The sequence below is a fragment of the Xanthomonas arboricola genome, from assembly GCF_003353015.1.
GTDB classification, from domain to species: Bacteria; Pseudomonadota; Gammaproteobacteria; order Xanthomonadales; family Xanthomonadaceae; genus Xanthomonas; species Xanthomonas arboricola_E.
Window position 1 is genome coordinate 373,387 of sequence record NZ_QREM01000009.1, and the last position, 25,447, is coordinate 398,833.

General features: G+C 66.2%; 15 protein-coding genes. 5 read left to right on the top strand and 10 right to left on the bottom strand.

Annotated elements, in window-relative coordinates:
- Positions 1–6: 6 nt before the first annotated feature.
- The 9 genes from xylB to C0541_RS12260 all read right to left on the bottom strand — a co-directional run bounded on the left by xylB (position 7) and on the right by C0541_RS12260 (position 20,433).
- Complete coding sequence (gene xylB, locus C0541_RS12220; protein ID WP_115048693.1) at positions 7–1,500, bottom strand: xylulokinase; 1,494 nt, start codon at positions 1,498–1,500, stop codon at positions 7–9.
- Complete coding sequence (locus C0541_RS12225) at positions 1,497–3,881, bottom strand: glycoside hydrolase family 95 protein (protein ID WP_115048695.1); 2,385 nt, start codon at positions 3,879–3,881, stop codon at positions 1,497–1,499. Before C0541_RS12225 ends, xylB begins: the two co-directional genes overlap by 4 nt.
- 79 nt (positions 3,882–3,960) lie before the next feature.
- Positions 3,961–6,864: a TIM-barrel domain-containing protein gene (locus C0541_RS12230; RefSeq protein WP_115048697.1), complete on the bottom strand. Its 2,904-nt coding sequence runs from the start codon at positions 6,862–6,864 to the stop codon at positions 3,961–3,963.
- Positions 6,865–7,053: 189 nt separating this feature from the next.
- A complete protein-coding gene (gene galD / locus C0541_RS12235) occupies positions 7,054–8,709 on the bottom strand; it encodes a GH35 family beta-galactosidase GalD (protein WP_115050288.1) in 1,656 nt (551 codons plus the stop codon).
- Between the two features lie 83 nt (positions 8,710–8,792).
- Positions 8,793–10,709: a sialate O-acetylesterase gene (locus C0541_RS12240; RefSeq protein WP_115048699.1), complete on the bottom strand. Its 1,917-nt coding sequence runs from the start codon at positions 10,707–10,709 to the stop codon at positions 8,793–8,795.
- 103 nt (positions 10,710–10,812) lie between these two features.
- Positions 10,813–13,071, bottom strand: coding sequence for a cellulase (locus C0541_RS12245; RefSeq protein WP_115048701.1), 2,259 nt, complete (start codon positions 13,069–13,071; stop codon positions 10,813–10,815).
- 110 nt (positions 13,072–13,181) lie between these two features.
- Positions 13,182–15,923 (bottom strand): TonB-dependent receptor, encoded by a 2,742-nt coding sequence (locus C0541_RS12250; protein ID WP_115048703.1) that lies wholly within the window; start codon positions 15,921–15,923, stop codon positions 13,182–13,184.
- A 339-nt stretch (positions 15,924–16,262) separates the two neighbouring features.
- A complete protein-coding gene (locus C0541_RS12255; protein WP_115048705.1) occupies positions 16,263–19,199 on the bottom strand; it encodes a TonB-dependent receptor in 2,937 nt (978 codons plus the stop codon).
- Between the two features lie 262 nt (positions 19,200–19,461).
- Positions 19,462–20,433: a LysR family transcriptional regulator gene (locus tag C0541_RS12260; RefSeq protein ID WP_115048707.1), complete on the bottom strand. Its 972-nt coding sequence runs from the start codon at positions 20,431–20,433 to the stop codon at positions 19,462–19,464.
- Between the two features lie 373 nt (positions 20,434–20,806).
- Between C0541_RS12260 and C0541_RS12270 the strand changes: the two genes are divergently transcribed.
- The 5 genes from C0541_RS12270 (at position 20,807) to fdxA (ending at position 24,802) form a co-directional block, all read left to right on the top strand.
- Positions 20,807–21,439: a 2-dehydro-3-deoxy-6-phosphogalactonate aldolase gene (locus C0541_RS12270; protein ID WP_115048709.1), complete on the top strand. Its 633-nt coding sequence runs from the start codon at positions 20,807–20,809 to the stop codon at positions 21,437–21,439.
- Positions 21,436–22,584 (top strand): galactonate dehydratase, encoded by a 1,149-nt coding sequence (dgoD, locus tag C0541_RS12275; protein ID WP_115048711.1) that lies wholly within the window; start codon positions 21,436–21,438, stop codon positions 22,582–22,584. The genes C0541_RS12270 and dgoD overlap by 4 nt, the downstream gene beginning before the upstream one ends.
- Complete coding sequence (locus C0541_RS12280; protein ID WP_115048713.1) at positions 22,578–23,489, top strand: SMP-30/gluconolactonase/LRE family protein; 912 nt, start codon at positions 22,578–22,580, stop codon at positions 23,487–23,489. Before dgoD ends, C0541_RS12280 begins: the two co-directional genes overlap by 7 nt.
- Positions 23,486–24,364, top strand: coding sequence for a 2-dehydro-3-deoxygalactonokinase (locus C0541_RS12285; RefSeq protein ID WP_115048715.1), 879 nt, complete (start codon positions 23,486–23,488; stop codon positions 24,362–24,364). The genes C0541_RS12280 and C0541_RS12285 overlap by 4 nt, the downstream gene beginning before the upstream one ends.
- Before the next feature lie 114 nt (positions 24,365–24,478).
- Positions 24,479–24,802 (top strand): ferredoxin FdxA, encoded by a 324-nt coding sequence (gene fdxA / locus C0541_RS12290; RefSeq protein WP_115048717.1) that lies wholly within the window; start codon positions 24,479–24,481, stop codon positions 24,800–24,802.
- A 122-nt stretch (positions 24,803–24,924) separates the two neighbouring features.
- On the opposite strand, the gene C0541_RS12295 is transcribed toward fdxA, so the two are convergent.
- Positions 24,925–25,443 (bottom strand): hypothetical protein, encoded by a 519-nt coding sequence (locus C0541_RS12295; RefSeq protein WP_115048719.1) that lies wholly within the window; start codon positions 25,441–25,443, stop codon positions 24,925–24,927.
- Positions 25,444–25,447: the final 4 nt, after the last annotated feature.

Here is a 25,447-nt window from a genome sequence, read left to right on the forward strand (position 1 = left end):
GGTCGATCAGCCGGCGTAGAGCGGGCTGACCACCTGCAGGTGCTTGAGGAAGGTCTGGTAATGCTGCTGATACTGGGCCACGCGTTGCGGATCCGGGCGCGCCGACAGGTCCTGGTCGATCTGCAGATGCTCCAGCACCACATCCGACAAGGCGTCCGCACCGCCGTCGTCGCGATCGCAGGCCCACAGGGCCTGCAGCGCGGCACCGAACGCGGCGCCTTCGGGCTGGGTCGGCACCACGACCTGCAGGTTGAAGATATCGGCCACCATCTGCCGCCACTGCGCGCTCTTGCTGCCGCCACCGGTGAGCAGGATGGTGTCGAACTGCAGACCCGCTGCGACGAAGGCATCGAAGCCGTTGCGCAGGCTGTAGGTCGCCCCTTCCATCGCGGCGCGATAGAAATGTGCCGCGGTGGTGTTGTGCAGGTCCATGCCGAACAGGCAGCCGAGTGCATCCGGCAGATTGGGCGTGCGCTCGCCGTTGAAGAACGGCAGCAACACCAGACCATCGGCACCGGGCGCGGTGTCGGCAATCATCGCTTCGGTCTGCTCGCGGGTGATCGAGAACATGCGCATCACCGCCTCGGTGGCGACGGTGCAGTTCATGGTGCAGATCAGCGGCAGCCAGCCGCCGCTGGACGAACAGAACGCGGCCCAGCGTGCGTCCTCGTCCACCACCGGGTGATCGGCGTAGGCGAACAAGGTGCCCGAGGTGCCCAGGCTCATGGTCAGGCGACCGGGCACCACGTTGCCGGTGCCGATCGCGGCCATCATGTTGTCGCCGCCGCCGGTGGTGACACGCACACCGGCCGGCAGGTTCAGCGCCTCTGCAGCTGCGTCGGACAAGGCATAGACCGCGCCGGTCTCCACCAGCGGAGGCAATGCCTCGCGCAGGTCGCGCTGTGCGTCCACCGCGCCGAGCATGCGTTCGGACCACTGGCGGGTGCGCACGTCCAGCCAGCCGGTGCCGGAGGCATCGCCGACTTCGGCAAAACGCTCGCCGGTGAGCCAGAAATTCACGTAATCGTGCGGCAGCATGACCGTGGTCATCGCCGCATACGCCTCGGGACGATGCTTGCGTGTCCACGGCAATTTGGAGGCGGTGTAGCCGGCCATGATCGGGTTGCCGGCAGTGGCCACGCTGCCTGCCGCGCCACCCACCGCGTCCATGATTTCGTCGCATTCCAGCGCGGTGCTGGTATCGCACCACAGCTTGACCGGCGCGGTGACGCTGCCATCGGCGGCCACCGGCACGAAGCCGTGCTGCTGGCCGGAGACCGAAATACCGCGCACCAGTGCACGCTGCTCGCCATCGAGCTGGGCGAAGCAATGCACGATGCCGTCGATCCACCACTGCGCCTGCTGCTCGCGGGTGCCATCGTCGCGGCTGATCAGTTCCATCGGCGCGGCGATCGTGGCGACCACGGCGCGCTCCTGCGGATCGTAGGCCACCAGCTTGACGCTCTGCGTGCCCACATCCAGTCCTACATACAAGCTCATTGCATCACCAATCGGTTGTTGTTGAGGCCGACCTGCTGGGTGCGACCGGCGCCCAGTTCCAGGTCCAGGGTCTGCCCTGCGTAAGACAATTGATAGCGCCCGCCGCGGTCGCTGTGCACGCGGGCCTGCTGCAGGCGACCGCCGTCCCATTGCAGGTCCACGCTGGCACCGCCGCGCACGCGCAAGCCGCGCACACTGCCGCGCGGCCAGGCCTTGGGCAAGGCCGGCAGCAGGAACACGCTGCCGCCCCAGCTTTGCAGCAGCATTTCGGTGATGCCGGCGGTGCCACCGAAGTTGCCGTCGATCTGGAACGGCGGATGCGCGTCGAACAGGTTCGGGTAGGTGCGTTCGGCCGAGATCAGCAGTTGCAGGATGCGGTAGGCATGCTCGCCATCGGCCAGCCGCGCCCACAGGTTCAGGCGCCAGCCGATGCCCCAGCCGGTGGTGTTGTCGCCACGGATTTCCAGCGTGCGCCTGGCGGCGGCGGCAAGCTCGGGCGTATCGCGCAAATTGATCTGGCTGGACGGATGCAGGGCGTACAGATGCGAAACGTGCCGGTGCTGGAGCTCCGGCGCCTGCATGTCCCAGTCCTGCTGCCATTCCTGCAACTGACCGGCCTTGCCGATGCGGTTGGGCGGCAGTTGCTCGCGCAGCGCGCTCAGTTGTTGCGCAAAGGCAGCGTCGACCTTGAGCAGCTTGCTCATGGCGATGCATTGGGCGAACAGATCGCGCAGCAGCTGCGCGTCCATGGTGGGGCCGGCACACAGCGCGGCGTTGAACGGATGCTGGTTTTCCGGCGACATCGACGGGTTGGTCACCATCGCGCCGGTCTGCGGATCCTTGACCAGCGTGGCGACGAAGAACTCCGCCGCGCCCTTGAACAAGGGATAGATCCTGCCCAGATAGGCACGGTCGCGGCCGTAATCCCAGCGGTCCCAGAGCTGCTGCAGCAGCCAGACCCCGCCCATCGGCCACAGGCTCCACTTGGCGCCATCGATCGGCCCGGCCTGGCGCCACAGATCGGTGTTGTTGTGCACCACCCAACCGGGCGCGTCGTACATCGCACGTGCGGTGTGCGCGCCGGTCCTGGCCAGATCGAACAGCATGGATTCCAGCGGTTCGACGCACTCGTGCAGCGCATTGGCCTCGCTGGGCCAGTAGTTCATCTCGGTGTTGATGTTGATGGTGTACTTGCTTTCCCACGGCGGCTGCATCAGGTCGTTCCAGATGCCCTGCAGATTGGCCGGCTGGGTGCCGGGCCGCGAGCTGCAGATCAGAAGGTAACGGCCGAACTGGTGATACAGCGCCGCCAGCGCCGGATCGCTGCCCTGCGCAAAACGCTGCACGCGTTCGTCGGTGGGCAGTGCCGCCGCCTCGCTGGTGCCGAGATCGATCGCCACCCGCCGGAACAGCCGCTGGTGATCGGCCAGATGCGCACGCAGCAATGCGGCATAGTCGAGCTTGCCCGCCTTCTGCATGCTTGCTGCGGTCAATGCCAGCGGATCGCCATCGACTGCATCGAAGCGTTGGTAGCTGGTGGCGGCGGTGAGCAGCAGCACCACTTCATCGGCGCCTTCGATGCGCAGGCGGTCGCGCAGGCCACTGAGCGTGCCGCCCTTGACCTGCGGCAGCACGCGCAAGGCAAAACGCAGCTTGCCGTCGATGCCGGCGAAACTGCCGTTGCGACCGCTGAACAACAACCCGCCCTGCTCCACCGTGACCTCGCCGGTCTGCGGGCTGTCGACGCCCACGCGCAGGGAAATCGCACGGGGCCGATCGCAGGACAGGCGCACCACGATGCATTGCGACTGCGCCGACACGAACACCTCGCGCCGATGCAGCGCCCCACCGGAGCGGAAGGTGGTGGTGGCCACGCCGGTATCCAGATCGAGCTGGCGGCGATACTCGCTGATGCCGTCGGCACGATCGAAATCCAGCAGCAGATCGCCCAGCGGTTGATACGGCATCTGCTTGAGCGGACGCGAAAGCAACTTGGTGTCGGCCAGGGTTTCGGCCTCGGCATAACGCCCGGCAAAAATCAGTGCGCGCACCTGTGGCAAGGCCGCCAGCGCGTCGGGGCTGGTGGCGTCGTACGGGCCGCCTGCGTACAGCGTGTCCTCATTGAGTTGCAGGCGCTCGTGGGCAATGCCGCCCCACACCATCGCACCCAGCCGGCCGTTGCCGACCGGCAGCGCCTGCACCCATTCGTTGGCCGGTTCGCGATACCACAGCTGCAAGGCATCGGCAGGCGCCGCGGCTGGCAATGGGGCATGTCTGGACGACGCGGCAGCCTGCACGGCAACCGGCGCAGCACCCAGGACCGCAATCGCGGCCCCGGTTGCCTTGCACAGTTCTCTGCGGGTCAGCACGGCCACCGCCATGCGGCATCACCGGAACCGCCCGCGACTGCCTTGCGGCGCTCCGGCATCTGCTCGCCCATCGACTGAAGACAGCCTGCGATCATCGACGACGCGCTTTGCCGGACGCAATCTTGCGCTGCAACACGCTGACCGGATTGCCGTCGTACTGGATGCTGGCATCGCTCTTGGGCTCCAGTGCACCGGCATCCTCGCGCGGGCCGTCGACGAAGCGCACGTTGACGGTGCGCCTGGCCTGCATGCCGGTCCAGCTGCCTTCGCGCTTGCCGATGCTCAGCTCGCCCTTGGCCTGGTTCCAGCTCAGCGGAATGCGGCTGAACTCGCCCTTCTCGTAGCCGTAGCCCTTGCCGTCGTCCTCATACAGCGAGAACTGGCCGTCGGCGCCGGTATAGACCACCACGGTGAGCGGCGCATCCGGCTTCTGATCCACGTATTCCTGCACCGGACCGGTCGGCACGATGGAGCCTGCGCGCACGAACAACGGCATGCGTTCGATCGGCGCGGCCGCTTCGATGCTCTGGCCACCCTCGTAGCGCTTGCCGGTGGCGAAATCCAGCCAGCTGCTGCCGGCCGGCAGATAGACCTGACGCGAGGTGGCGCCGAAGCGGCTCACCGGTGCGACCAGGAACGCCGGCCCGAACAGGTACTGGTCGTCGATGTCGCGGACCTTGGGGTCGTTCGGGAAGTCCATCATCATGCCGCGCATGATCACACCATCGCGCTGGTAGGTATCGCCGGCCAGGCTGTAGATGTACGGCAGCAGCGCATAACGCAGGCGGTTGTAGTAGACCATGCTGTCGTAGAACGGCGTGCCTTCGGGGGCGATGTTCCAGATTTCGCGGTACGGGAACTGGCCGTGCGAGCGGAAGATCGGCACGAACGCACCGAACTGGAACCAGCGCGTGTTGAGCTCGCGCCATTCGGGCAAGTGCGCCGGGTCCTGGTTTTCATAGCGCTTCTCCACCGAGAAACCGCCGATGTCGAAGGTCCAGTTGGGCAGGCCCGACAGCGCCATGTTGACGCCGGCGGAGACCTGCGCGTGCATGTCGTCCCAGCGCGAGACGATGTCGCCGCTCCACACCGCCACTGCATTGCGCTGGGTGCCGGCATAGCCCTTGCGCGAGAGGATGAACACGCGCTTGTTGTCGGCCGCGCGGTCGCCCACGTAGACGCCGTGGGTATGCGGCAGCGGGTAGGAATTGAAGTACTCGGTGGACGAGCCCAGCGCGTTCGGCGTGGTGCGTGCCTTGCGCTCGCCGATGTCCAGGTTGGAATGCACGTCCGGTTCGTCGGCGTCCATCCACCAGGCATCGAAGCCCTTGCTGTTGAGCTTTTCGTTGACCTGGCGCCAGAAGATCGCTTGCGCCTTCTCCGAATACGGGTCGTAGAACGAGTTCTTGTAGCCCTTGCCGATCCAGTCCAGCTCGCCCACTTCCACGTTGCGCCTGAACATGAAGCCAGCCGCATCCAGTTCCTTGTAATTGGCGGTGGTCGGATAGAACTTCGGCCAGACCGTGATCATGATCTGCGTGTGCATGTCGTGCACGGCCTTGACCATGCCGTCCGGATCCGGGAAGTTCTTCTTGTCGAAATCGTGCGAGCCCCAGGCGTCTTCGGGCCAGTACGACCAGTCGAGCACGATGTTGTCCAGCGACAGCTTGCGCTTGCGGTACTCGGCCACCGCCCCCACCAGCTCATCCTGGGTCTTGTAGCGTTCGCGGCTCTGCCAGAAGCCATAGGCCCACTTGGGCAGCATCACCGACTTGCCGGTGAGTTCGCGGTAGCCGGCCACGGCCTGGTCGTACGAGTCGGCCGAGACGAAGTAGTAGTCGATCATCTGCCCGGCTTCGGACCACAGCGACAGATCCTTCGCTTCGGCAGCCGGCAGCGGGTCGCGGTGCAGCAGCGCGATATAGCTGGGGTCGACCAAATCCCATTCGATCTTGACGGTGTGGCGCTGGCCCGGCTCCAGATCGAGGGTGAATTCGTGATTCCACGGGTTCCAGTTCTGGCGCCAGCGGTCCATCACCAGCTTGCCGTCCACATACAGCTTGGCGTACTCGCTTGAGTACAGCGAGAAGGTATGTTCGCCGCCGGTGAGCGCTTCGATCTGCCCCTCCCAGCTGACCTGCATGCGGCTGTTCTTGTCCTTGGACATCGCCTTCTTGGGGTACTTGGCAAGGTCGCTGACGTATTGATAGTTCACCTCGCTCTCGCGGCGCTCGAGCACCTGCTTGCCGTCAATGGCATAGCGTGCGGTCAGCGCACCGGCCTTGCCCTTGGCGTCGTACAGCTTCAGCGACTTGGGCAGCGGCTGCAGGCCACGCGGGTCGCCCAGGCGGGTGATGGAGTTGTTGTCCCACAGCAGGCCGTAGTTGCGGCTGGACACCAGGTACGGCACCGCCATGTCGATATTGTTCTGCTGCAATTCGACATTGCGGCCCTTCTGGTTCATCCAGCCCTGCTGGTGCTGGCCGAAGCCGTACAGGCCTTCGTCGTCGGGCGACTGGAAGCGCTGACGCACGGTCAGATACTGCTTGCCTTCCACCTTCAGCGGCGCAAAGCTGCGCCCGCCCGCCACTTCCGACAACACCGGCTTGCCGTTGGCATCGGCAAAGCTGACATGGCCGTCGATGGTGGACACGGTAGCGGTGACCTTGCCGGTCTTCAGTTGCACGCTGTCGCCCTGCTCGGCCAGCTGGAAAGCGGTGTCGCCCTGCACCGGCACGCGCATCAGGCTGGGGCTGCGTGCGAAGTCGCCGTCCGGGTCCGCGCTGACGCGGACGATGCCGGCATCGACCACCTGCAGGCGCACCGGCGCGGCGCCCTTGGCGCTCGGCACCACGGTGACGCCATCGGCGGCCTTGCGCACTTCCTGCGCATGCGCGGCATTGGCCAGAAGCGCCAGCGACAAGGCCAGGCAATGGGCGAGCGGCGTACGCCGGTTGGAAGGCGCGGGGCCGGCGGAACGGATGGTGGTTTGCATGGTCACTCCCTTTGAATGTCGAATCGATGCCGCGGGGGCGGCACCGCATGGATCTTGCCGATGAAGCCGCGCGCGTGGTGGCCGTGGTCGGGCAAGCCTCGGCGATGAAGCGGAAACGACAGGCAGCATGCAGGTCGCTTCCGTGCAGCGGCCGCGCTTGCCCGAAGGCTGCGTCGTCTCGCGTGGCGGTTACTTGTAGGTGGCGAGCTTGATCTTGAGCAGTTGCGGCACGCTGGAGAAATTGACGCCGTAGTCGGTCTGGTCGCCGTTCCAGTTGCGCTGGAACTGCCACTGCGTGCCCTCGTACACGCCTTCCTCGACGCGGTCGTAGAACATGTTCGCCGTCGCTTCGCTGGCCGGGTGCAAGGTCACGCGTGCGTGATAGGCGGTGACCAGGAATTCATCCGGGCCCAGCTCGGCGATCAACGCCGCGCCGATCGGCTCGGGGTTGCCCGGCGGATCGCCCTTGAACCAGAACTGCGGCACGCCATAGGTGATGGTGGCGCTCCAGCGGTCGTTGAGCCTGAGTTCCTGCACGGCCTGGCCGGGTTCTTCGGCGGTGCCGTGCAGCTTGCCTTCGGAAGCGGCCTTGGCGAACGGGCGCATGCCCATGCGCACGGCCTGGAAGCCGAGCGCGAACGGTGCCAGGGTTTCTTCGTCGACGTGCTTGGCGCCCAGCGGATAGTTGGAATAGCGGGTGAAGTCGATGCCGAATGCCGACCAGCCGATGCCGTCGTGGCCCAGCGTGGGATACAGGTAGCGCGCATACTCCGGGCGGTTGCCGGTTTCGGCAACGAACAAGGCATTGTCCGGCCGCGCGTAGCGTTCCAGCACCGTGGTGTACATGCGGTACTCGGGCATGTAGATGTCCGGTGCCAGCAGGTCGATATGCGGACCTGCGGCCTTCCACACGTCGAGCACGTTGTCGGTGGGACCACCGCTGGCGTACTGGCCGGGCTGGCCCGGATTGAACGGGCCACGCAGTGCGGCGTTGACGTACATCGGCAGCGGATACTGGGCCTTGCCGGCTTCGGCCACCTGGTCGATGTAGCGGCCGATCGACCACGCATGGAAGACTTCATCGGCATCGGCACCGAACACCTGCGCCCAGCTGCCCGGCTGCTTGTTCAAGCGCTTGAGCAATGCATCGGGCACCGGTCCGTCGAACAGTTTTTGCGCCATTGGCGAAAAATCGCGCACGCTGCCGTAGGTGCCCGGCTCGTTCTCCGGCTGGATCATGATCACGGTGTGCTGCGGGTCCACCTGCTTGAGGTGCTGCATGAAGGCGACGAATGCCTTGCGATCGGCATCCAGGGTGGCCTGCGCATGCGGCGACAGCGAACCGATCGCCTTGCCCTCGCGGGTGATCACGCGCGGGAAGCGCTGGTTGTCGGCCTTGACCCACAGCGGGGCGTACGCCGGGCCATTGTTCTTCCAGGTGGCGAACCACAGCAGCACCAGCCGCACCTTGTGTTCGCGCGCCTGGGCGAGCAGCGTATCGACGAAGGAGAAATCGAACTTGCCTTCTTCCGGCTCCACCTGCTCCCAGGCGATCGGCACCTGCACGGTGTTGGGGCCCATCACCTTGATCGCTGGCCAGACCTTGTCCAGCACCCCGGGATAGTTGCTGGAGTTGTTGACCTGCGCACCCAGGATCAGGAACGGTGCGCCGTCAACCATCAGTGCATGCCTGCCGTCCTTGCTGACGAACTGCGGCATCGGCGTCTGCGTGGCAGGCGCCAGTGCACCGGCCGCGGTGGCCGCAGGCGTGGTCGCCGCGGGCGTGCGCGGGTCTGGCTGCTCGCCGGACTGGCAGGCCGCCAGGGCCAGCGTCAATGCGGACAGCAGCAACGGGCGCAGGCAACGGCGGGCGTTGCAACGGGAAAGCGCAGGCATAACGGGGGCATGCATGGTCATAGGACTCCGTGTCACCAGGTGTCGGTGCGGAAGGGGGAAACGGGCAACTGCTCGCGATTGATCAGGTTGGCGTCATCGGGGTTCTCGCTCCAGCCATAGCGCACCGCGACCGGCGTGCTCACCGCGTCGCTGTGCACGATGATGCGGTCGCCGTCGATCTGCGCGGTGGCGGGATGGAAACGCTGGTCGGCGCCGGCGATCCGCAGGCCCTGCACCGCACCGCCACCACGCACCTGCAACGCACTGCCCTGCAGATCGAAGCGCAGCACCGCCTTGCCGCCTTCAAAGCTCGCGCGCGTGAACACCGGTGCGCTGTACACCAGCGTCTCGCCGTAGGCCACGTGCCGCGCGGCGAGCGCCAGGCGGTGACCGACATCGCGCTTGTTGGTGGGATGGATATCGGTGGGGTTGCCGATGTCGATGATCACCGCCTGCCCGGTCGCCGGCAGCGCCAGCGTCTTGGACTGCGACTCGCGCAACAGCGCCCACGGGCTCAGCTCGCCCTTGTCGCCACCGGCCTTGAAGTTGGCCAGCTGCACCCACAGGAACGGCAGCGTTTTCGCGCCGCGCTCGGCGCGCCATTGCCGGATCATCGCGGCAAACTGCTCGCGGTACGTCACCGCGCCGGCCTCGCTGGCATTGGTTTCGCCCTGGTACCAGATCACGCCCTTGACCGGGAACGGCTGCAGCGGATGGATCATCTGGTTGTACAGCAGCGTGGGCAGCTGGTTCTTGTTGTCGACCAGCGACACGCGCACGGCGGCGGGGCGGAACTTCCAGCCGCTCAACGCGCGCCTGGCACCGGCGCTGGTCTGCACGAAACGCTGCTCGTCCGGGCCGTGCATGCCGCCACCGCCACTGAGATCTTCCACCCGCACCGCGATGTGGTTGACGCCTGCATGCAAGGCGGAGGCAGGCACCTGGTAGACGCGCGGCAGGTTCCACTGTTTTTCGGTCGCGCCCACCTGCTGGCCATTGACGTAGGTGATGTCCGAGTCGTCGATCTGTCCCACGCCCAAGGTGATGCCGGCCTTGGCTTCGGCAGCGCTCAGGGTGACCGTGGTGCGATACCAGGCGATCCCGTCCATGCCGTCATAGCCGCTGGATTCCCATTGCTGGCTAGTGGGGATGCTGTCCCAGTCGCTGTCGTCGAACGACGCCTGGCGCCACTGCGGCATCTCGCCATCCACCTTGGGCCAGCGCGCGATGCGCTTGCCGGTGGCGGCCTGCGCGGCGGCATCGCGCTGCTTGATCGCCTCGATCGCGCCCTGGTTCTGCTCGCCATTCAGGCCCAGCGAGGCCGCGTCCATCCACGCCTCGATCGCGCTGCCGCCCCAGCTGCTGTTGACGATGCCGATCGGCACGCCGGTGCTGGCGCGCAACTCCCTGGCGAAGAAATACCCCACTGCGGTGAACTCGCCGGCGTTGTCCGGCGTGGCGGCCTTCCAGTCGCCGCCGGTCAGGCGCGCTTCCGGCTGCAGCGACCACGACTTGGGCACCTTGAAGTGCCGCAACTGCGGGTCGTTGGCCGCGGCCACCGCCTGCGCGCCATCGCTGGCCTGCGCCAGCGGCCACTCCATGTTCGATTGCCCGCTGGCCAGCCACACATCGCCGACCAGCACATCGCGCACCTGCAACGCGCCATCGTCGCCCTGCACGCTCAGCACATAGGGGCCACCGGCGGTGTGTGCCGGCAGGCTCACCTTCCATTGGCCGCTGGCATCGGTCCTGGCGGTGGCCTGCTTGCCGTCGAACCGCACGGTGATGGCAGCGCCCGGGGTTGCCCAGCCCCATACCGGCATGGCCTGGTCGCGCTGCAGCACCGCGCCATCGGTAAACAGCAACGGCAGGCTGGGTTGCGCGGCGGCGCTGCCGCTGGCCAGCACCATGCCCAGCAGGCAGGCGCGGGAGAGGTGGGACGGGGTCATGCAGTGATCTCCAGGGTCGACAGTGTCGCGGCGCTCGCAGCGGCCAGGCCGGCGGCGCCGTACACGGTAAAGCAGCGGGACGTCGCGGACAGGCATGCACTGCTCATCTCGGATCGCCGTAGAAAATGCCACGCCCACCGGTGGCGAAGTACACCCGCCCGGGAATGCGCGGATCGCCGGTGACGCTGTACGGCTTGCCGAAGCGGTGCGCGTCGTCGTTGATGCGCCGCCAGTGCGCGCCTTCGTCGTCGGAGCGGAACACGCCATCCACCCCATCGACGCGGCCGGCCAGATACAGCGCCGGCGGCGAACCCGCGTGCAGCGCCTTGCCGATGCCCAGCGAACGCGCCTGGTCCGGTCTGGACAAGGTCTGCAAACGCCCGTCCTGCCAGCGCATCACGCCCAGCGTGGGGCTGGCCAGATACACCACGCCTGCCCGCCACGGATCCGGGCGCAGCTGCGGACGTGCGCGTTCATCGCGTACCGGGCTGCCGACCTGCGCACCGGTGTCGCGAAAGGTGGCTGCGCCATCGCGGCTTTCGAACAGGCGCCCGCTGGCGGTATCCACCGCATACCAGCGCCGTGCATCGACGCGGTCGGCCACTGCCACCGCGGTGTCGGGCAGCCCCTGCACACGCTGCCAGTGCGTGCCGAAATCGGCGGTGCGCCAGTTGCCGCCGGCGTCCGGCGCCCACACCACCTGCGACGCGTCGGCGGCAATGGCGATGTTGCCGGCGCCCTGCCCGGCCGGTGGCTCGCTGGCGAATGCCGTCCACTGCGCGCCGCCATCACGCGAATACAGCGCACGAATCTCGTTGTTGCGGCGATCACGCACGGTGCCGCTGCGCACCACCCACTGCGCGGCCTGCCCGGCGGCGTCGATGCTCTCGCCATTGGTCAGGCGCGGGCCGGCGTACTGCAGCTGCGCACGTTCCAGATCGTCGTGCCGAAAACCGTCGATATCGCCGAGTGCGCTGAGCAGATGCGCGCCAGCCATCGGGCTGAGCAGATCCAGCGGCACGGTCTCTTCCAGCCCGCGATCCTGGAACCACCACTGCAACGGCCGCTGCGCTGAGAACTGCTGCAGATTGCGCGAGGCCCAGATGCCGTAGCCGGTGACGAACAGGGCGTGGTTGCCGTCGAACGGATCGATCGCCAGCGCGCCCATCCAGTGCGGCGTGGCCTGCGCGGTCCACGGCGCATCGCCGTGATCGAACTGCGCGCCGGCCAGCAACGGCGTCCAGCTGCGCCCCCCGTCCACGCTGCGGAACAGCTCATCGCGCGGGCTACGACGGCGGAAGGTGCTGGCCAGCAGCACCTGCGGCTGTTGCGGATCCACCGCCACCGCGCCCCAGCCGAAGCCATCGCCGCTGGCCGGCTGCGCGAGCGGGCTGATCTCGCTCCAGCGCGCCAGCGCCGGGGTGTACTTCCACAGCGCGCCACCGGCCATCAGGTCAGGCCCGGGCTGGTCGCCATAGCTCAGGTACCACTGTCCATCGCTGCCACCGGCCATATGGCTGGGACGCAGGCCCCTGGGTTGCCCGGCCACCGCCGACCAGCTGCGCCCGGCGTCCTCGGAGACATACAGGCTGGTCTGCGCGGTGGACACGCCGACATAGATGCGCGGGGTCGGCCGACCGGCACGGCCACTGGCGGGATCGAAGACGACAAAGGCGATGCCCACCGCCTGTTGGCGTCCGACATGATTGCGCGCGGTTGCGCCTGCCAGCGCCTCGGCAGGAAATGCATCCACCCGCGCCCAGTGCGCGCCGCGGTCGTCGCTGCGCCACAGGCCTGCATCGCGTGAGCCCAGCAACAGCACGCGGCCGTCGTGCGGGTCCACCGCCAGGCGTTCGCCATTGGCACGGCCCAGTTGATTGCCGCCGAGTTTGAACGGCAGCGCGGCACGCTCGAAACTGCGGCCGCGATCGAACGAGCGCAGCAGCGCGGCATTGCCGGCGCGTTCGTGCATGTAGGTGCCCGCAGCCAGGTACAGCGCCTGCGGGTCGGCAGGATCGACCGCAAACGCGTCGATCCCCATCAGGTTCCAGTCGTCGGCGCCCAGCCAGTCGGTCAACGCCACCCACTGCTGCGCGCGCCCATCCCAGCGGTACGCACCACCGACATCGGTACGCGCATAGGCAAGATCGCGCTCGGCGGGATGAAACAGCACTCCGGTGACAAAGCCGCCACCGCCGATGGCAACGCTGCGCCATTGGTAAGGCCCCTGCACCGCCGGATCGGCGGCCTGCAACGGCAGGATCGAAAACGACACCACCACCAGCAGTGCCAGCCACGCACGGACCGGCCGCATCGCTGCGGTAACGCGGCGCACAGTAGGCGGATCGATCACAGCGATCATTCCTCCGGCTCCCCTTGCGATCGACGGCCTACCGTCGATAGGAAAAACACCGGTCCGACGGGCTGCCTGCACAGCTCGCCGGACCGGAGACGCACTTCCTACGGCGCGTTCTACAGGCTGGCCCGCAATGTCAGGCCATACCGACGATCGTTGATCACGAAGTCGCGGTAGCGCGACTCGGTGCCCAGGTAGCTTTCGCGACGGGTATCGAGCAGGTTCACGCCATCGAGCGAAATCGACCACACATCATTGATGTTGAAACGCAGCGAGGCATCCAGCTGGCCGAAGCCCTTGTTGTAGACCGGCAGGTTGCCGGTGCCGTTGCCTGCGGTGGTCACCAGCCAGTCGCTGCGCCAGTTGTAGGCCACACGGCCCTGGAAGCGCGAGGTTTCGTAGCTGAGGATCGCGTTGTAGCTGTTCTTGGACAGGCCTTCCAGCGGCACGGTCAGCGCCTGGCCATTGGTGTCGGTGGCAGTCGGGCTGGGCGCCTCGCTGTCGACATAGGTGTAGTTGGTCTGCAGGCCGAAACCGCTCAACCAGCCCGGCAGGAAGTCGAAGAACTGCGTGTAGCCCAGTTCCGCACCGCGGATCTTGCCGGCATCGCCGTTGACCGGACGGGTGATCTGCCACACGCGGCCGTCGTAAACCTCGTTGAACACGCTGTCGGCGATGAAGCCTTCGACCTTCTTGTAGAACAGGGTGCCGTACATCATCGAACCCTGACCGAAGTACCACTCCAGCGCGGTGTCGAACTGGTCGGCCTTGACCGGCTCCAGATCAGGGTTACCTGCCCTGCCGGTAAAGGTCGAGGCCCCGTTGGACGAAGTGCCAGTGCTCAGGCTCAGGTTCGGGTTCAGGCGGTCAAAGGTCGGGCGTGAAATGCCGCGCGATGCCGCAAAACGCCACTGCAACTGGTCGCTCAGCATCCAACGCAGGTTCAGGCTCGGCAGCACGTCGGTATAGGTCTGCTGCGCATCCACCGGAATCAGGCCGCCACCTTCGCCATCAGTTCCGGTACGAACGCCCGTCGAGCCGACTTCGGTCCTCACCACACGCACGCCGATGTTGCCATCGAACGGAATCGAGTCGCTGTCCACGCCGAAGCGCAACACGCCATAGGCCGCATAGGTCTTCTCGGTCTGCGCGTTGATGTTGTTGGGCGAAAACTGCAGAGGGCTGGCACCAAAGGTGGCCAGGGTCTGCTCGTAATTGGCCACTGCCGCATCCGATGCAGTCAGAGTCGGACCGAATGCCCTGCTTTGGCCACGGAAGAAATCGGTGATGGGATTAGGCACCAGGCCGATCGTCGGGTACTGGGAGAACGGAATTTTATCTTGCTGGTCAGCCACGCATGCATTGAGGCACAAGAAGCGATAGATGTTGCCCTTGGTCTCGGCATCGCGGTCGGTGTAGCGCACACCGGCCTTGAAGCTGCGCACGAAGTCGCTGTCGAAAGCCAGGTCCATATCGGCGCGCCAGGCGAACTCGGTGCCCTTGTTGTCGTCCTTGTTGTCCAGGTGATAGCGCCAGCCGTCGTAGTTGTTGGCATCGGCCAGATAACCTTCCGCGCCGCTGGCATCGGTCACCGACAGGCGCGGCAGATCGCCACGGAAATCGACATTTAACTGGGGGCTAGTGGTCTGACCGGTAGACAAAATGTAGCGCGTGCCTGTGGTGGTGGCATCGACGTACTGGAAGTCGGTGCTCAGAGTCAGCTTCTCGTTGACCGTCCACTTGGCGCCCAGCGAGTAGTCGGTGGTCACCGAATGCCGCTCGGTCAGACTGGTGTTGGATTCGGTCGGTACGTTCTGGAACGAGCCATTGACGAATTCATTGCGATTGTTGACTTCGATGCCTGGCAAGCCCTGCATGTTGTTCTGGCCAGTCAACGCAAAGAACGAATAGTCGTGCCAGCTGAAGTCATATTCCGAACGCAGCACCTGCGTGTAGACCTCGACCGCATCGTTCGGACGCCACTGCATCGCGAACGCGCCGGTCTTGCGCTCGCGCTCGCCGATGGTGGTGTTGATGCCGGCGCCGTGCGGCACCGATATACCCTGGCCTTCATAGCCCGGCAGATCGGTCTGCGTGTACCACGGCTCGATCGAGATGGTGTCCTGGCGGAACGGGCTCTTCTGCTGCGAATAATTCACCAGCAGGCCGATCTCGCCGATGCCGGTCTGCCAGCGATCGCTGAACAGGCCCGAGAACGCCGGCTTGCCCTCGTCGGCCAGGTCGTAATGGTTGTACTGCACGCTGCCGGCGATCTTGCGGCCGTCGTAGTCGAACGGCAGGCGCGTGCGCAGGTCGACGGTGCCGCCCAGGCCACCTTCGATCATGTCGGCCGAGGGATTCTTGTAGACGTTGACGCCGCCGAGCAGTTCGGCCGAGACGTCCTCGAAGCTCAGGCCACGGCCATCGTTGGCGGTGAAAATGTCACGGCCATTGAGTTCGGTACGCACCTGGGTCAGGCCGCGAATGGCGATCGAGCTGCCTTCGCCAAAGTTGCGCGTGATCTGGATGCCGGAGATGCGCTGCAGCGCCTCGGCAACATTGTTGTCGGGCAGCTTGCCGATGTCTTCGGCAACGATGGAATCGACGATCTGCTCGGCGTTCTGCTTGACCAGCTGCGCCTTGGTGACGCTGCTGCGGGTGCCGGTGACCTGCACCGTGTCCAGCTGCTGGGTGGTCGCATCCGACGCCGGTGCGGCCGTGGTGGTTGCGTCCTGCGCGTAGGCCTGCGCGCTCAGCAGCGTGGCCACACTGAGCGCCATCGCGGAGCGGCGGAAATCACGGATCGAACGCTGACCCACAGCCCGGCCTGCCGGAATATGGCGATGTTGCACTGACATGGTGCTCCCTCCCAGGACGCATGTACTTCTAGTTTTTAGCGGGTCGGTGCGCGAACGCCCTGCCCGTCGTTGGTGCTGGCCTGCATCCGCCCACGACCGGAAGGCCGGGCGGTTGCGATGCGTGGTAATCCTGACAAGGCTTACCTAGCCGCTGCGGCCGGAGCATAGGGCGGCGCCGTCGTGCCACACCAATGAAATATTCCTGGAAAGCTATTCGTAAAAACTATAGCAACCCCGACAAACCCGCGGGGTCTGGCATCGCCGACCCGGATGGCCGGATCGGCAAAAGCGGGCTCAACTCTGCGAGCCCGCACACAGCGGTTGCGTGACCGCCTTCGCTTACCAGTTCATGCGCAGCACCAGTGAATAGCGCCGGTCATTGACGAACGAGGAGCGCCGGTACAAGCGCGTATCCACCTCGCCGCCTTCATACGAGGTCGGACCCATCAGGACCTTGGTCACCGTATTGGTCAGGTTGTTGGCCTGCACGCCCAATTGCAGATGCTCGTTGAAGCGGTAGAAGAACGAGCCGTCGAGCTGGCCATAGTCGTCGGCCCAGGTCGGCAGGCGGGTGGCCGCGTCGCTGGTGGTGAGCAGGTAGCGCGAGCGCCAGTTGTAGGCCAGACGCAGCGACAACGGCCCCTTCTCGTAGATGCCGGCCAGGTTGTAGCTGCGCCGCGACAGGCCTTCCAGCGGCAGCTCGACACCGGTGACGGTGGTGTTGGTGTACGGGTCGGTAGCGGTATTGGCGCCGCCCTGGCTGTCGACGAAGGTGAAGTTGGCATTGACGCCGAATCCGCTCAGCCAGCCCGGGAGCTGGTCGAAGAACTGGGTGTAGCCCAGCTCCGCGCCCCGGATGGTGCCCTCGTCCATGTTGTACGGGCGGGTCACCAGCCAGGCGCGGTTGTCGTAGATCTCGCTGCGGGTCTGGGTGGAGAAGTAATCCTTGACCTTCTTGTAGAACAGCGTGGCGTACAGCATGTCGCTGGTGTCGAAGTACCATTCCAGCGCGGTATCGAACTGGTTGGCCACCATCGGCTTGAGGTTCGGGTTGCCGGCGGTACCAGCAAAGACGAAGTCGGTCGTAAGGCCGTCGTCGTTGTTTCTCAAGTTGAGCAAGACATACGGCTGCAACTGCGTATAGTCAGGGCGCGCCATCGCCTTGGAGGCGGCAAAGCGCCACTGCAAGCTATCAGTGAAGCGCAGGCGCAGGTTCAGGCTGGGCAGCACGTTGGTGTAGCTGCCCTCGGAGTTGTTCTCGAAATACTGCCCGGTATAACGCGCCTGCAGCTCGGGCGGGAAGTTGAGCCCGGCCAGGTCCTGGAACTGGCCAAAGCCTTCGGCCTGGGTCTTGGTCTGCACCACGCGAACGCCGACATTGCCGTCCACCGGAATGCCCCATGCCTCGTCATTGCCGAAGTACAGCGCCGCGTAGGCCGCCTGGGTGCGCTCGAACTGGCGGTTGGTGTCCTGCGGCTGGTAGGTGTCCGGCGCCCAGCCATAACCACGCAACGCCACGATCTGCTGGATCATCTGCGAGGCCGCGCCGTAGTTGTTGACCAGGCTGCTGTTGGGCACCACCAAAGTGGTCGGCACGTTGACGCCGCCGCGGAAGAAGTTGGAGAAGGTGAACAACGACGACTGGTCGGTCATGAACTCGGACATGTTGGCCAGGCCGTTGCTGGTGCCCGGAATGGCGGCCCAGTTGTCGGAGATCACGCCCCAGTTGTAGCCGGAATTCTTGTTGATCTGGTTGCGGTCGGTGGCACGCATGCCAAAGCGCGCAAAGCGCAACCAGCTGCTGTCGTCGAAGGTGTATTCCAGATCCACGCGGGTGGACAGCTGCCGCCCGCGGTTCTTGCCCAGGTGATCCATTGCTGCGGCCCAGAAATAATTGGACGGGTCCTGGGTGAAGGCCGGGTTGGCGATCTGCACGCTGGGATACTTGCCCGAGACATCGTAGGTCAGCCCAGGCAGGTAGGTCGCGCTGAACACGGTGAAATCCAGCTGCTCGTTCTCCGACTGCACCAGCTGCATGTCGCCCTTGATCTGCAGGTTGTCGTTGAAGAAGTGGCTGAAGCCCACCGACATGTCGGTGGTGGTGGTGCGCTGTTCGGAATAGCGGTTGTCGGTATTGAAGCGCACGCCGTCGCCGGTCAACGCACCGCGCCACGAGCTGGACACCGGCGAGCCGCGCAGGAAGGCGCCGCGATCGTCGTAGTCGAAGGTCGTGCCCGGTGCCGGCGTGATGCTGTTGTTGCTGTCGTTGAAGAACGCGGCACGCTCCTGCCAGTTCATCTCGTAACGCGAGCGCAGGAACTGCGCATAGATCTCGGTGGCATCGCTGGGCTTCCACTGGAACGCCGCCGCGATCCCGTCGCGCTTGCGCTCGAAATCCAGCTGACGCCAGTTCACCCCGCCCGGCACGAACACCTCGCTGCGCCCGCTGCCGGCCAGCACCGCCTCATCGGTGCGTCGCACGTACGGCTCCACCTGGATGCCGTCCGAGCGCGTGGCCAGCTCCGAGTGCGCGATATCGATCATGAAGCCCATTTCGCCGATGCCGGTGTTCCAGCGGTCGCTGAACAGGAACGAGGCCGACGGCTTGTACTTCTTGCTCATGTCGCCGTAGTTGTAATCGACATTGCCGCCGACGATCCGGCCCGGATTGTCGAACGGCATGCGCGTGCGCAGATTGACCGTGCCGCCCAGGCCGCCTTCGATGATTTCCGCCGAAGGATTCTTGTAGACGTCCACGCCCGCCATCAACTCGGCCGGCACGTCTTCGAAGCTCAGGCCGCGGCCGCTGGCGGCGCTGAAGATGTCGCGGCCATTGAGTTCGCCGCGCACCTGGGTCAGGCCGCGGATCATCACCCCGCTGCCTTCGGCGGAGAAATGGTCCGGATCGCTGCGTGCGGCAAAGTGGTCGATGGTCACGCCGCTGACGCGCTGCAGGGTTTCGGTAACGCTGCGGTCGGGCAAGGCGCCGATGTCCTCGGCACTGACCGAATCCACGATCTGGCTGGCATCGCGCTTGATCACCTGCGACTTGATCAGGCTGGCGCGCACACCGCGCACTTCCACCGTATCCAGATCCACCGCGCTGCCGGCGGTGTTGCCGGCGGGGGCAGTCGGTGACGACTGCGTCTGTTGTGCGTACACCGGTGCGGCGAGCAACAGCCCGATGCTGACGGCCATGGCGGAATGACGCAAACGCGGGGTACGACGTGCACGCACGCCCGTCCCTGCCGAGGCATGGCTTGAAAACTTGTACATCTGAATCCCTCCCAGGACGCAAGACGACTGAAGACTGGTTAGCGCGGCACCGTCAACGGGCCGCGTGATCGTGCAGGACACGGACGTTGCCGCCCGGTTCCACCTCCCACTGCATGGCGGCTTGGCCGCCGATCACCTGCCCGACTTCACGTGCGCTTCAGCGTGCGATCTGGCTCACAGATATAGGCGCGTGGTCTAGCGCCAGCCAATGAAAAATTCACAGCCTGGTATGCCGCAAAGGAATACAAATGGAAGAGCCCGCTTAACCAGGGGATTCCGGACCGCGCAGACCGGGATACAGCCGCCGTGCGGTGGTGCGCAGCGCCTGCAAAATGCGCTCGGCTCCCGGCGGCAGGACGTAATCGCGCCGACGGATGATGCCGAACGACTCCATGCGCACGCCCAGCTCGATCGGCAGCACCGTCAGCAGCTTGGCCTGGATCAGCGGCGCCACCGACTCCACCGGCAGGGCGGTCAGCATGTCGGTGCCACGCAGCAGGGTGGAGGTCACCGGCAGCGAGGAGGTCTCGATCGCATTGGTCGGCGTCTGCACGCCGTGCTCCATGAACATCGAGTCCAGCCGCGCGCGCAGCACGCTGTCGGCGGGCGGCAGGATCCAGCCATGCCGTACCAGGTCCGCATGCTGCAGGCCGGCCCGGCTGGCCAGCGGATGGCCGGCCCGCGCGATCACCGAATGCGGCTCGTCGGCCAGCGGCTCGAATTCCAGCTCGCCCACGCCCTCGGGCCCCAGGATGCGGCCGATCACGATGTCCAGCTGGCCATCCAGCAACTTGGCCACCAGCGGGCGGCTGTAGTCCATTTCCACCCGTACCAGGATGTCGGGGAACTCGCGCTTGACCTCGGCGATCGCCTGCGGCACCAGGTTGGTCCCCGGATTGACCACCGTGCCGATCGAGGCCTGGCCCATGCGCCCGGCCCGCAGCGCGGCGATTTCTTCCTGCGCCCGGCCGATTTCGGACATCGCCGCACGCGCGCGCCGGATCAGCACATGGCCGTACCAGGTGGGCTCCACCCCGCGGGCATGCCGCTCGAACAGTTTCACCCCCAGCATGTCTTCCATTTCCGCCAGCAGCTTGGACGCGGCCGGTTGGGTCATGCTGGCGGCCTCGGCCGCGCGCAGCACCGAGCGTTGTTCGTGCAGATGCAGCAGCAGCAGGAGCTGGCGCGTCTTGAGGCGGGCAGCGTTGAACCAGGGAGTGCCGGAATTTGCCATGGGGGATCGCCACGTAGCTGTATTCGTAGGAGGAATAGAATATGCCGAAAATTTCATTTGCAGCACATATCTCCCCGCGCGAGGCTATCGAACGCCGCAGCAGGAGCCCCTACCTCCCGGGCGCGGCCAGAACAGACGTGACCCATCTTCCACGAGATGGCAACACGCACGCCATGATTGCGGAGGTGGACAACGATGACGGCAACTTGCCGCCCAATTGCAGGCCGTTGGACTGCGCACGCAAGTGCCGCAGCCACCTTGTCGCAGCTGCCCGCCGGCCACTGCGCACCGCCATGCCGCGCTGCAACTTCCCCCGACGTTGGCGACCCTCCGGCCGCTGACGGCCGCTTTCCGCTCTACCGCGAGTAACACGATGACCTCAGACTCCACCGCCAGCCTGTTCGCCCTGCCGCTGATCGCCATCCTGCGTGGCATCACGCCGGAAGAGACGCTCGATCATGTCGGTGCACTGATCGACGCCGGTTTCGACGCGATCGAGATCCCGCTCAATTCGCCGCGCTGGGCCGAGAGCATTGCGCTCGCGCAGCAGACCTATGGCGCGCGCGCCTGGATCGGTGCCGGCACCGTGCTGCGCAACGACGATGTCGACACCCTGGCCGAGATCGGCGCGCGCTTCATCGTCACCCCGAATACGCGCCCGTCGCTGATCCGCCATGCGGTGTCGCGCGGGCTCACCGTGGTGGCCGGTTTCGCCACCGCCAGCGAGGCGTTCGACGCCATCGATGCCGGCGCCACGATCCTGAAGCTGTTCCCGGCAGCGACCTATGGCGCGGCGCATGTGCGCGCGCTGCGCTCGGTGCTGCCCACCCACATTCCGGTCTATGTGGTCGGCGGCGTCAGCCCGCAGACCCTGGCCGGCTTCCTTGCCCAGGGCGCCGCCGGCGCCGGCATCGGTGGCGAACTGTACAAACCCGCGCAATCGCTCGAAACGACCCAGACGCATGCACGCGCCTTCGTGCAGGCCTACCAGGAACTGCAAGGATGAAGATCACCCGCCTCACCACCTACCACGCCGCACCGCGCTGGCTGTTCCTCAAGGTCGAGACCGACGAGGGCATCACCGGCTGGGGAGAGCCGGTCATCGAAGGCCGCGCGCGCTCGGTGGAAGCTGCCGTGCACGAACTGGCCGGCTATGTGATCGGCAAGGATCCGGCGCGCATCAACGACCTGTGGCAGACCATGTACCGCGCCGGTTTCTACCGCGGCGGCGCCATCCTGATGAGCGCCATCGCCGGCATCGACCAGGCCTTGTGGGACATCAAGGGCAAGGCATTGGGCGTGCCGGTGTACGAGCTGCTGGGCGGACTGGTGCGCGATCGCATGAAGACCTACCGCTGGGTCGGCGGCGACCGCCCCGGTGCGATCATCCAGCAGATCACCGACTACCGCGCGCTGGGCTTTGACACCTTCAAGTTCAACGGCACCGAGGAAATGAAGCTGATCGACAGCGCGCGCGCGGTCGATGCGGCGGTGGTCAAGGTGGCCGAGATCCGCGAGGCCTTCGGCAACACCATCGACTTCGGTATCGACTTCCACGGCCGCGTCGGCGCGCCGATGGCCAAGGCGCTGCTGCGCGAGCTGGAACCGTTCAAACCGCTGTTCGTCGAAGAACCGGTGCTGGCCGAACAGGCCGAGTACTACCCGCGCCTGGCCGCAAGCACCTCGATTCCGCTGGCCGCCGGCGAGCGCATGTTCTCGCGCTTCGAATTCAAGAACGTGCTGTGCGCCGGCGGGATCGGCATGGTGCAGCCGGACCTGTCGCATGCCGGCGGCATCACCGAATGCGTCAAGATCGCCGCGATGGCCGAGGCCTACGATGTCGGCTTCGCGCCGCACTGCCCGCTCGGCCCGATCGCGCTGGCCGCCTGCCTGCACGTGGACTTCGTCTCGCACAACGCGGTGCTGCAGGAACAGAGCATCGGCATCCACTACAACGAAGGCGCCGACCTGCTCGATTACGTCATCAATAAAGACGATTTTCAGTGTGTGGATGGCAGTATCGCCGCCCTGCCCAAGCCCGGGCTCGGTGTGGAGATCGACGAAGACATGCTCAAGCGCGCAAACGAAAATCCGCCCGACTGGCGCAATCCGGTATGGCGTCATGCCGATGGCAGCATCGCCGAATGGTGAGCACGCCCGAACACACCGCCGTGCTGGCGGTCGACAGCCGCTGCACGCATGGCGAAGGCGTGCTGTGGTGCGAGCAGCGCCAGGCGCTGTACTGGGTCGACATCGTTGAGAAGCGCCTGTGGCGGCATCATCCGGCCACGGCGCAATCGCGCTACTGGACGCTGCCCGATCGGCCGGGGTGCCTCGGCCTGATGGACGACGGCCGCCTGCTGGTCGCATTGGCCAAGGCCATCGGCATCGTCGACCCGGACAGCACCGAAGACGAGCTGTTGCCGTTCGAGACGCTGGCCGCTATCGAAGCAGACAACCCGCATACGCGCAGTAACGATGGCCGCGTCGATCGGCACGGCAACCTGGTGTTCGGCACCATGGACGAGCACGACCACAAGGCCGCACGCGGCGCGATGTACCAGTTCTCGCTGCGCCACGGCCTGCGTGCGTTGCCGCTGCCGGGCGTGTCGATCCCCAACTCGATCTGCTTCAGCCCCGACGGCCGCACGCTGTATTACTGCGATTCGCTGCGCCCGCAGATCCTGTGCTGCGATTACGACGCCGACACCGCGCAGACCAGCAACGTGCGGGTGTTCACCACGCTGGACCGCGACGATGCCGAGCCGGACGGCTCCATCATCGACAGCCAGGGCCATCTGTGGAATGCGCAGTGGCGCGCCTGGCGCGTGGTGCGTTACCGCCCCGACGGCAGCATCGAGCGCATCGTGAAGCTGCCGGTCAAGCACCCCACCTGCAGCGCCTTCGGCGGCGCCGCGCTGGACCGCCTGCATGTGATCAGCTCGCGCCTGGACCACAGCGCCGAAGAACTGGCCCGTACCCCCGACGCCGGCAGCCTGTATGTCTGCGACCTGCCGATCAAGGGCCTGCCCGAGAGCCGGGTGGCCAGCGCATGATCGCCATCGACTGGGGCACCAGCAGCCTGCGCGGCTATCTGCTCGCTGCCGACGGCCAGGTGCTGGAGCAGCGCCGCGGCAGCGACGGCATCCTGGCCTGCCAGGGCCGCTTCGGCGAGGTGCTGAGCAGCCTGATCGACGGCTGGGACGGCCCGCTGCTGCTGTCGGGCATGATCGGCAGCCGCAATGGCTGGGCCGAACAGGCCTACCTGCCCTGCCCGGCCGATACCGCCGCGCTGGCGCAGGCGATGCGCCGCTACGACGACCTGCTGCCCGGACGCACGCTGTGGTTCGTGCCCGGCGTGAGCACCGGCCAGCAGCACGGCGTGCCCGATGTCATGCGTGGCGAGGAAACCCAGCTGGTCGGCCTGCTCGCCGCGCTCGGCGACGGCACGCACGTCGCCTGCCTGCCCGGCACCCACAGCAAATGGGCACGGCTCGACCACGGCCAGCTGACCGGTTTTGCCACCGTCATGACCGGCGAGCTGTATGCGGTGCTGCGCCAGCACAGCATCCTGGGCAAGCTGATGCAGGACGATCCTGCGGACCTGGACACCGACGCATTCGCGCAAGGGGTCGATCGCAGCGGCGAGCCCGGCGGCCTCAGCCACCACCTGTTCGGCGCGCGCACGCTGGGCCTGTTCGACCGGCTTGCCGCGACCGCACTGCCGTCCTACCTCTCGGGCCTGCTGATCGGCCACGAACTGCGCGAGCACCGCGGCACTCACGCCACCGTGCACCTGGTCGGCAGCCCCGGCCTGGCGCAACGCTATGCGCTGGCGCTGGCGCAGCTGGGCGTGCAGACGCAGCGACATCCGGAAGATCTGGCCGCCACGGGATTGTTCGCGCTGGCCAGGCAGCGCGGCTTGGCCTGAGCGGGGACGACCAGGCCTTAATCCACCGGACAGGGCGGAATCCACAAATCCCGCCAACCCCACACCGGCCGCTCGACTGCTTTAGAATTGACAGGCTAAACGCCGGATTCCGCCATGCCTTTTGTTGTCACCGAAAACTGCATCAAGTGCAAATACACCGACTGCGTCGAGGTCTGCCCGGTGGATTGCTTCCATGTCGGCCCGAACTTTCTGGTCATCGACCCGGACGAGTGCATCGACTGCACGCTGTGCGAGCCGGAATGCCCGGCCAACGCGATCTACCCGGAAGACGACGTCCCGGCGGGCCAGGAAGGCTTCGTCGCGCTCAACGCCGAGCTGGCCAAGGCCTGGCCGGTGCTGACCGTGCGCCAGGAGCCGCTGCCCGATGCCGCCGAATGGGACGGCAAGCCGGACAAGTTGCCGTTGCTGCAACGCTGACGTAGCGCCTGGCAGCCCCAGCCGGGGCTACGCCACGGCAACGCAGCGACGACACCGCATCTTGAAACGCAAAACGGGCGCCCGAGGCGCCCGTTCTGCTGTCTGCAATGGCTGCAGCGGGCTCAGCCGCCCAGCTTGCCCTTCAACGCAGTGATCACCGCTACCGGCGCTGCCGCGGTGGCCGGCATGCCGCGCGGATCCACTGCCGACACGTAGCTGCCGGCGTCGACCTTCACCACGCGCACCAGGAAGCTGGACCCTTCGTAGCTCACGTCGTAGGAACCGAGCATCTGCGCCTTGCTGGCGATGGTCAGGCCGGGAATGTCGGCCAGTGCCGCGCCCACCTTGGCAAACACCTCGTCGCGCTCGCCCGGCACGGTGAAGCCGCTGTTGGCGCTGGCAGACGGCGGCGTCGCGGTGTTCTGCTGCGCGCTCGATGCCAGCGTCGGCACCTTCATCGCCCCGGAGGTATCGGGCAGGTTCAGATCCGGCGGCACTTCCAGCGGACGGGCTTCCGGGGCCAGCGCGTAGTCACCGCGTGCGCCCTTGTGAAACCAGCTGCAACCGCTCGTGGCGGCGACGGTGGCGGTCGCCAGCAACGCGAGCGAGAGCACGCGGACGGGGGAAACGGAATGACGCATCGAT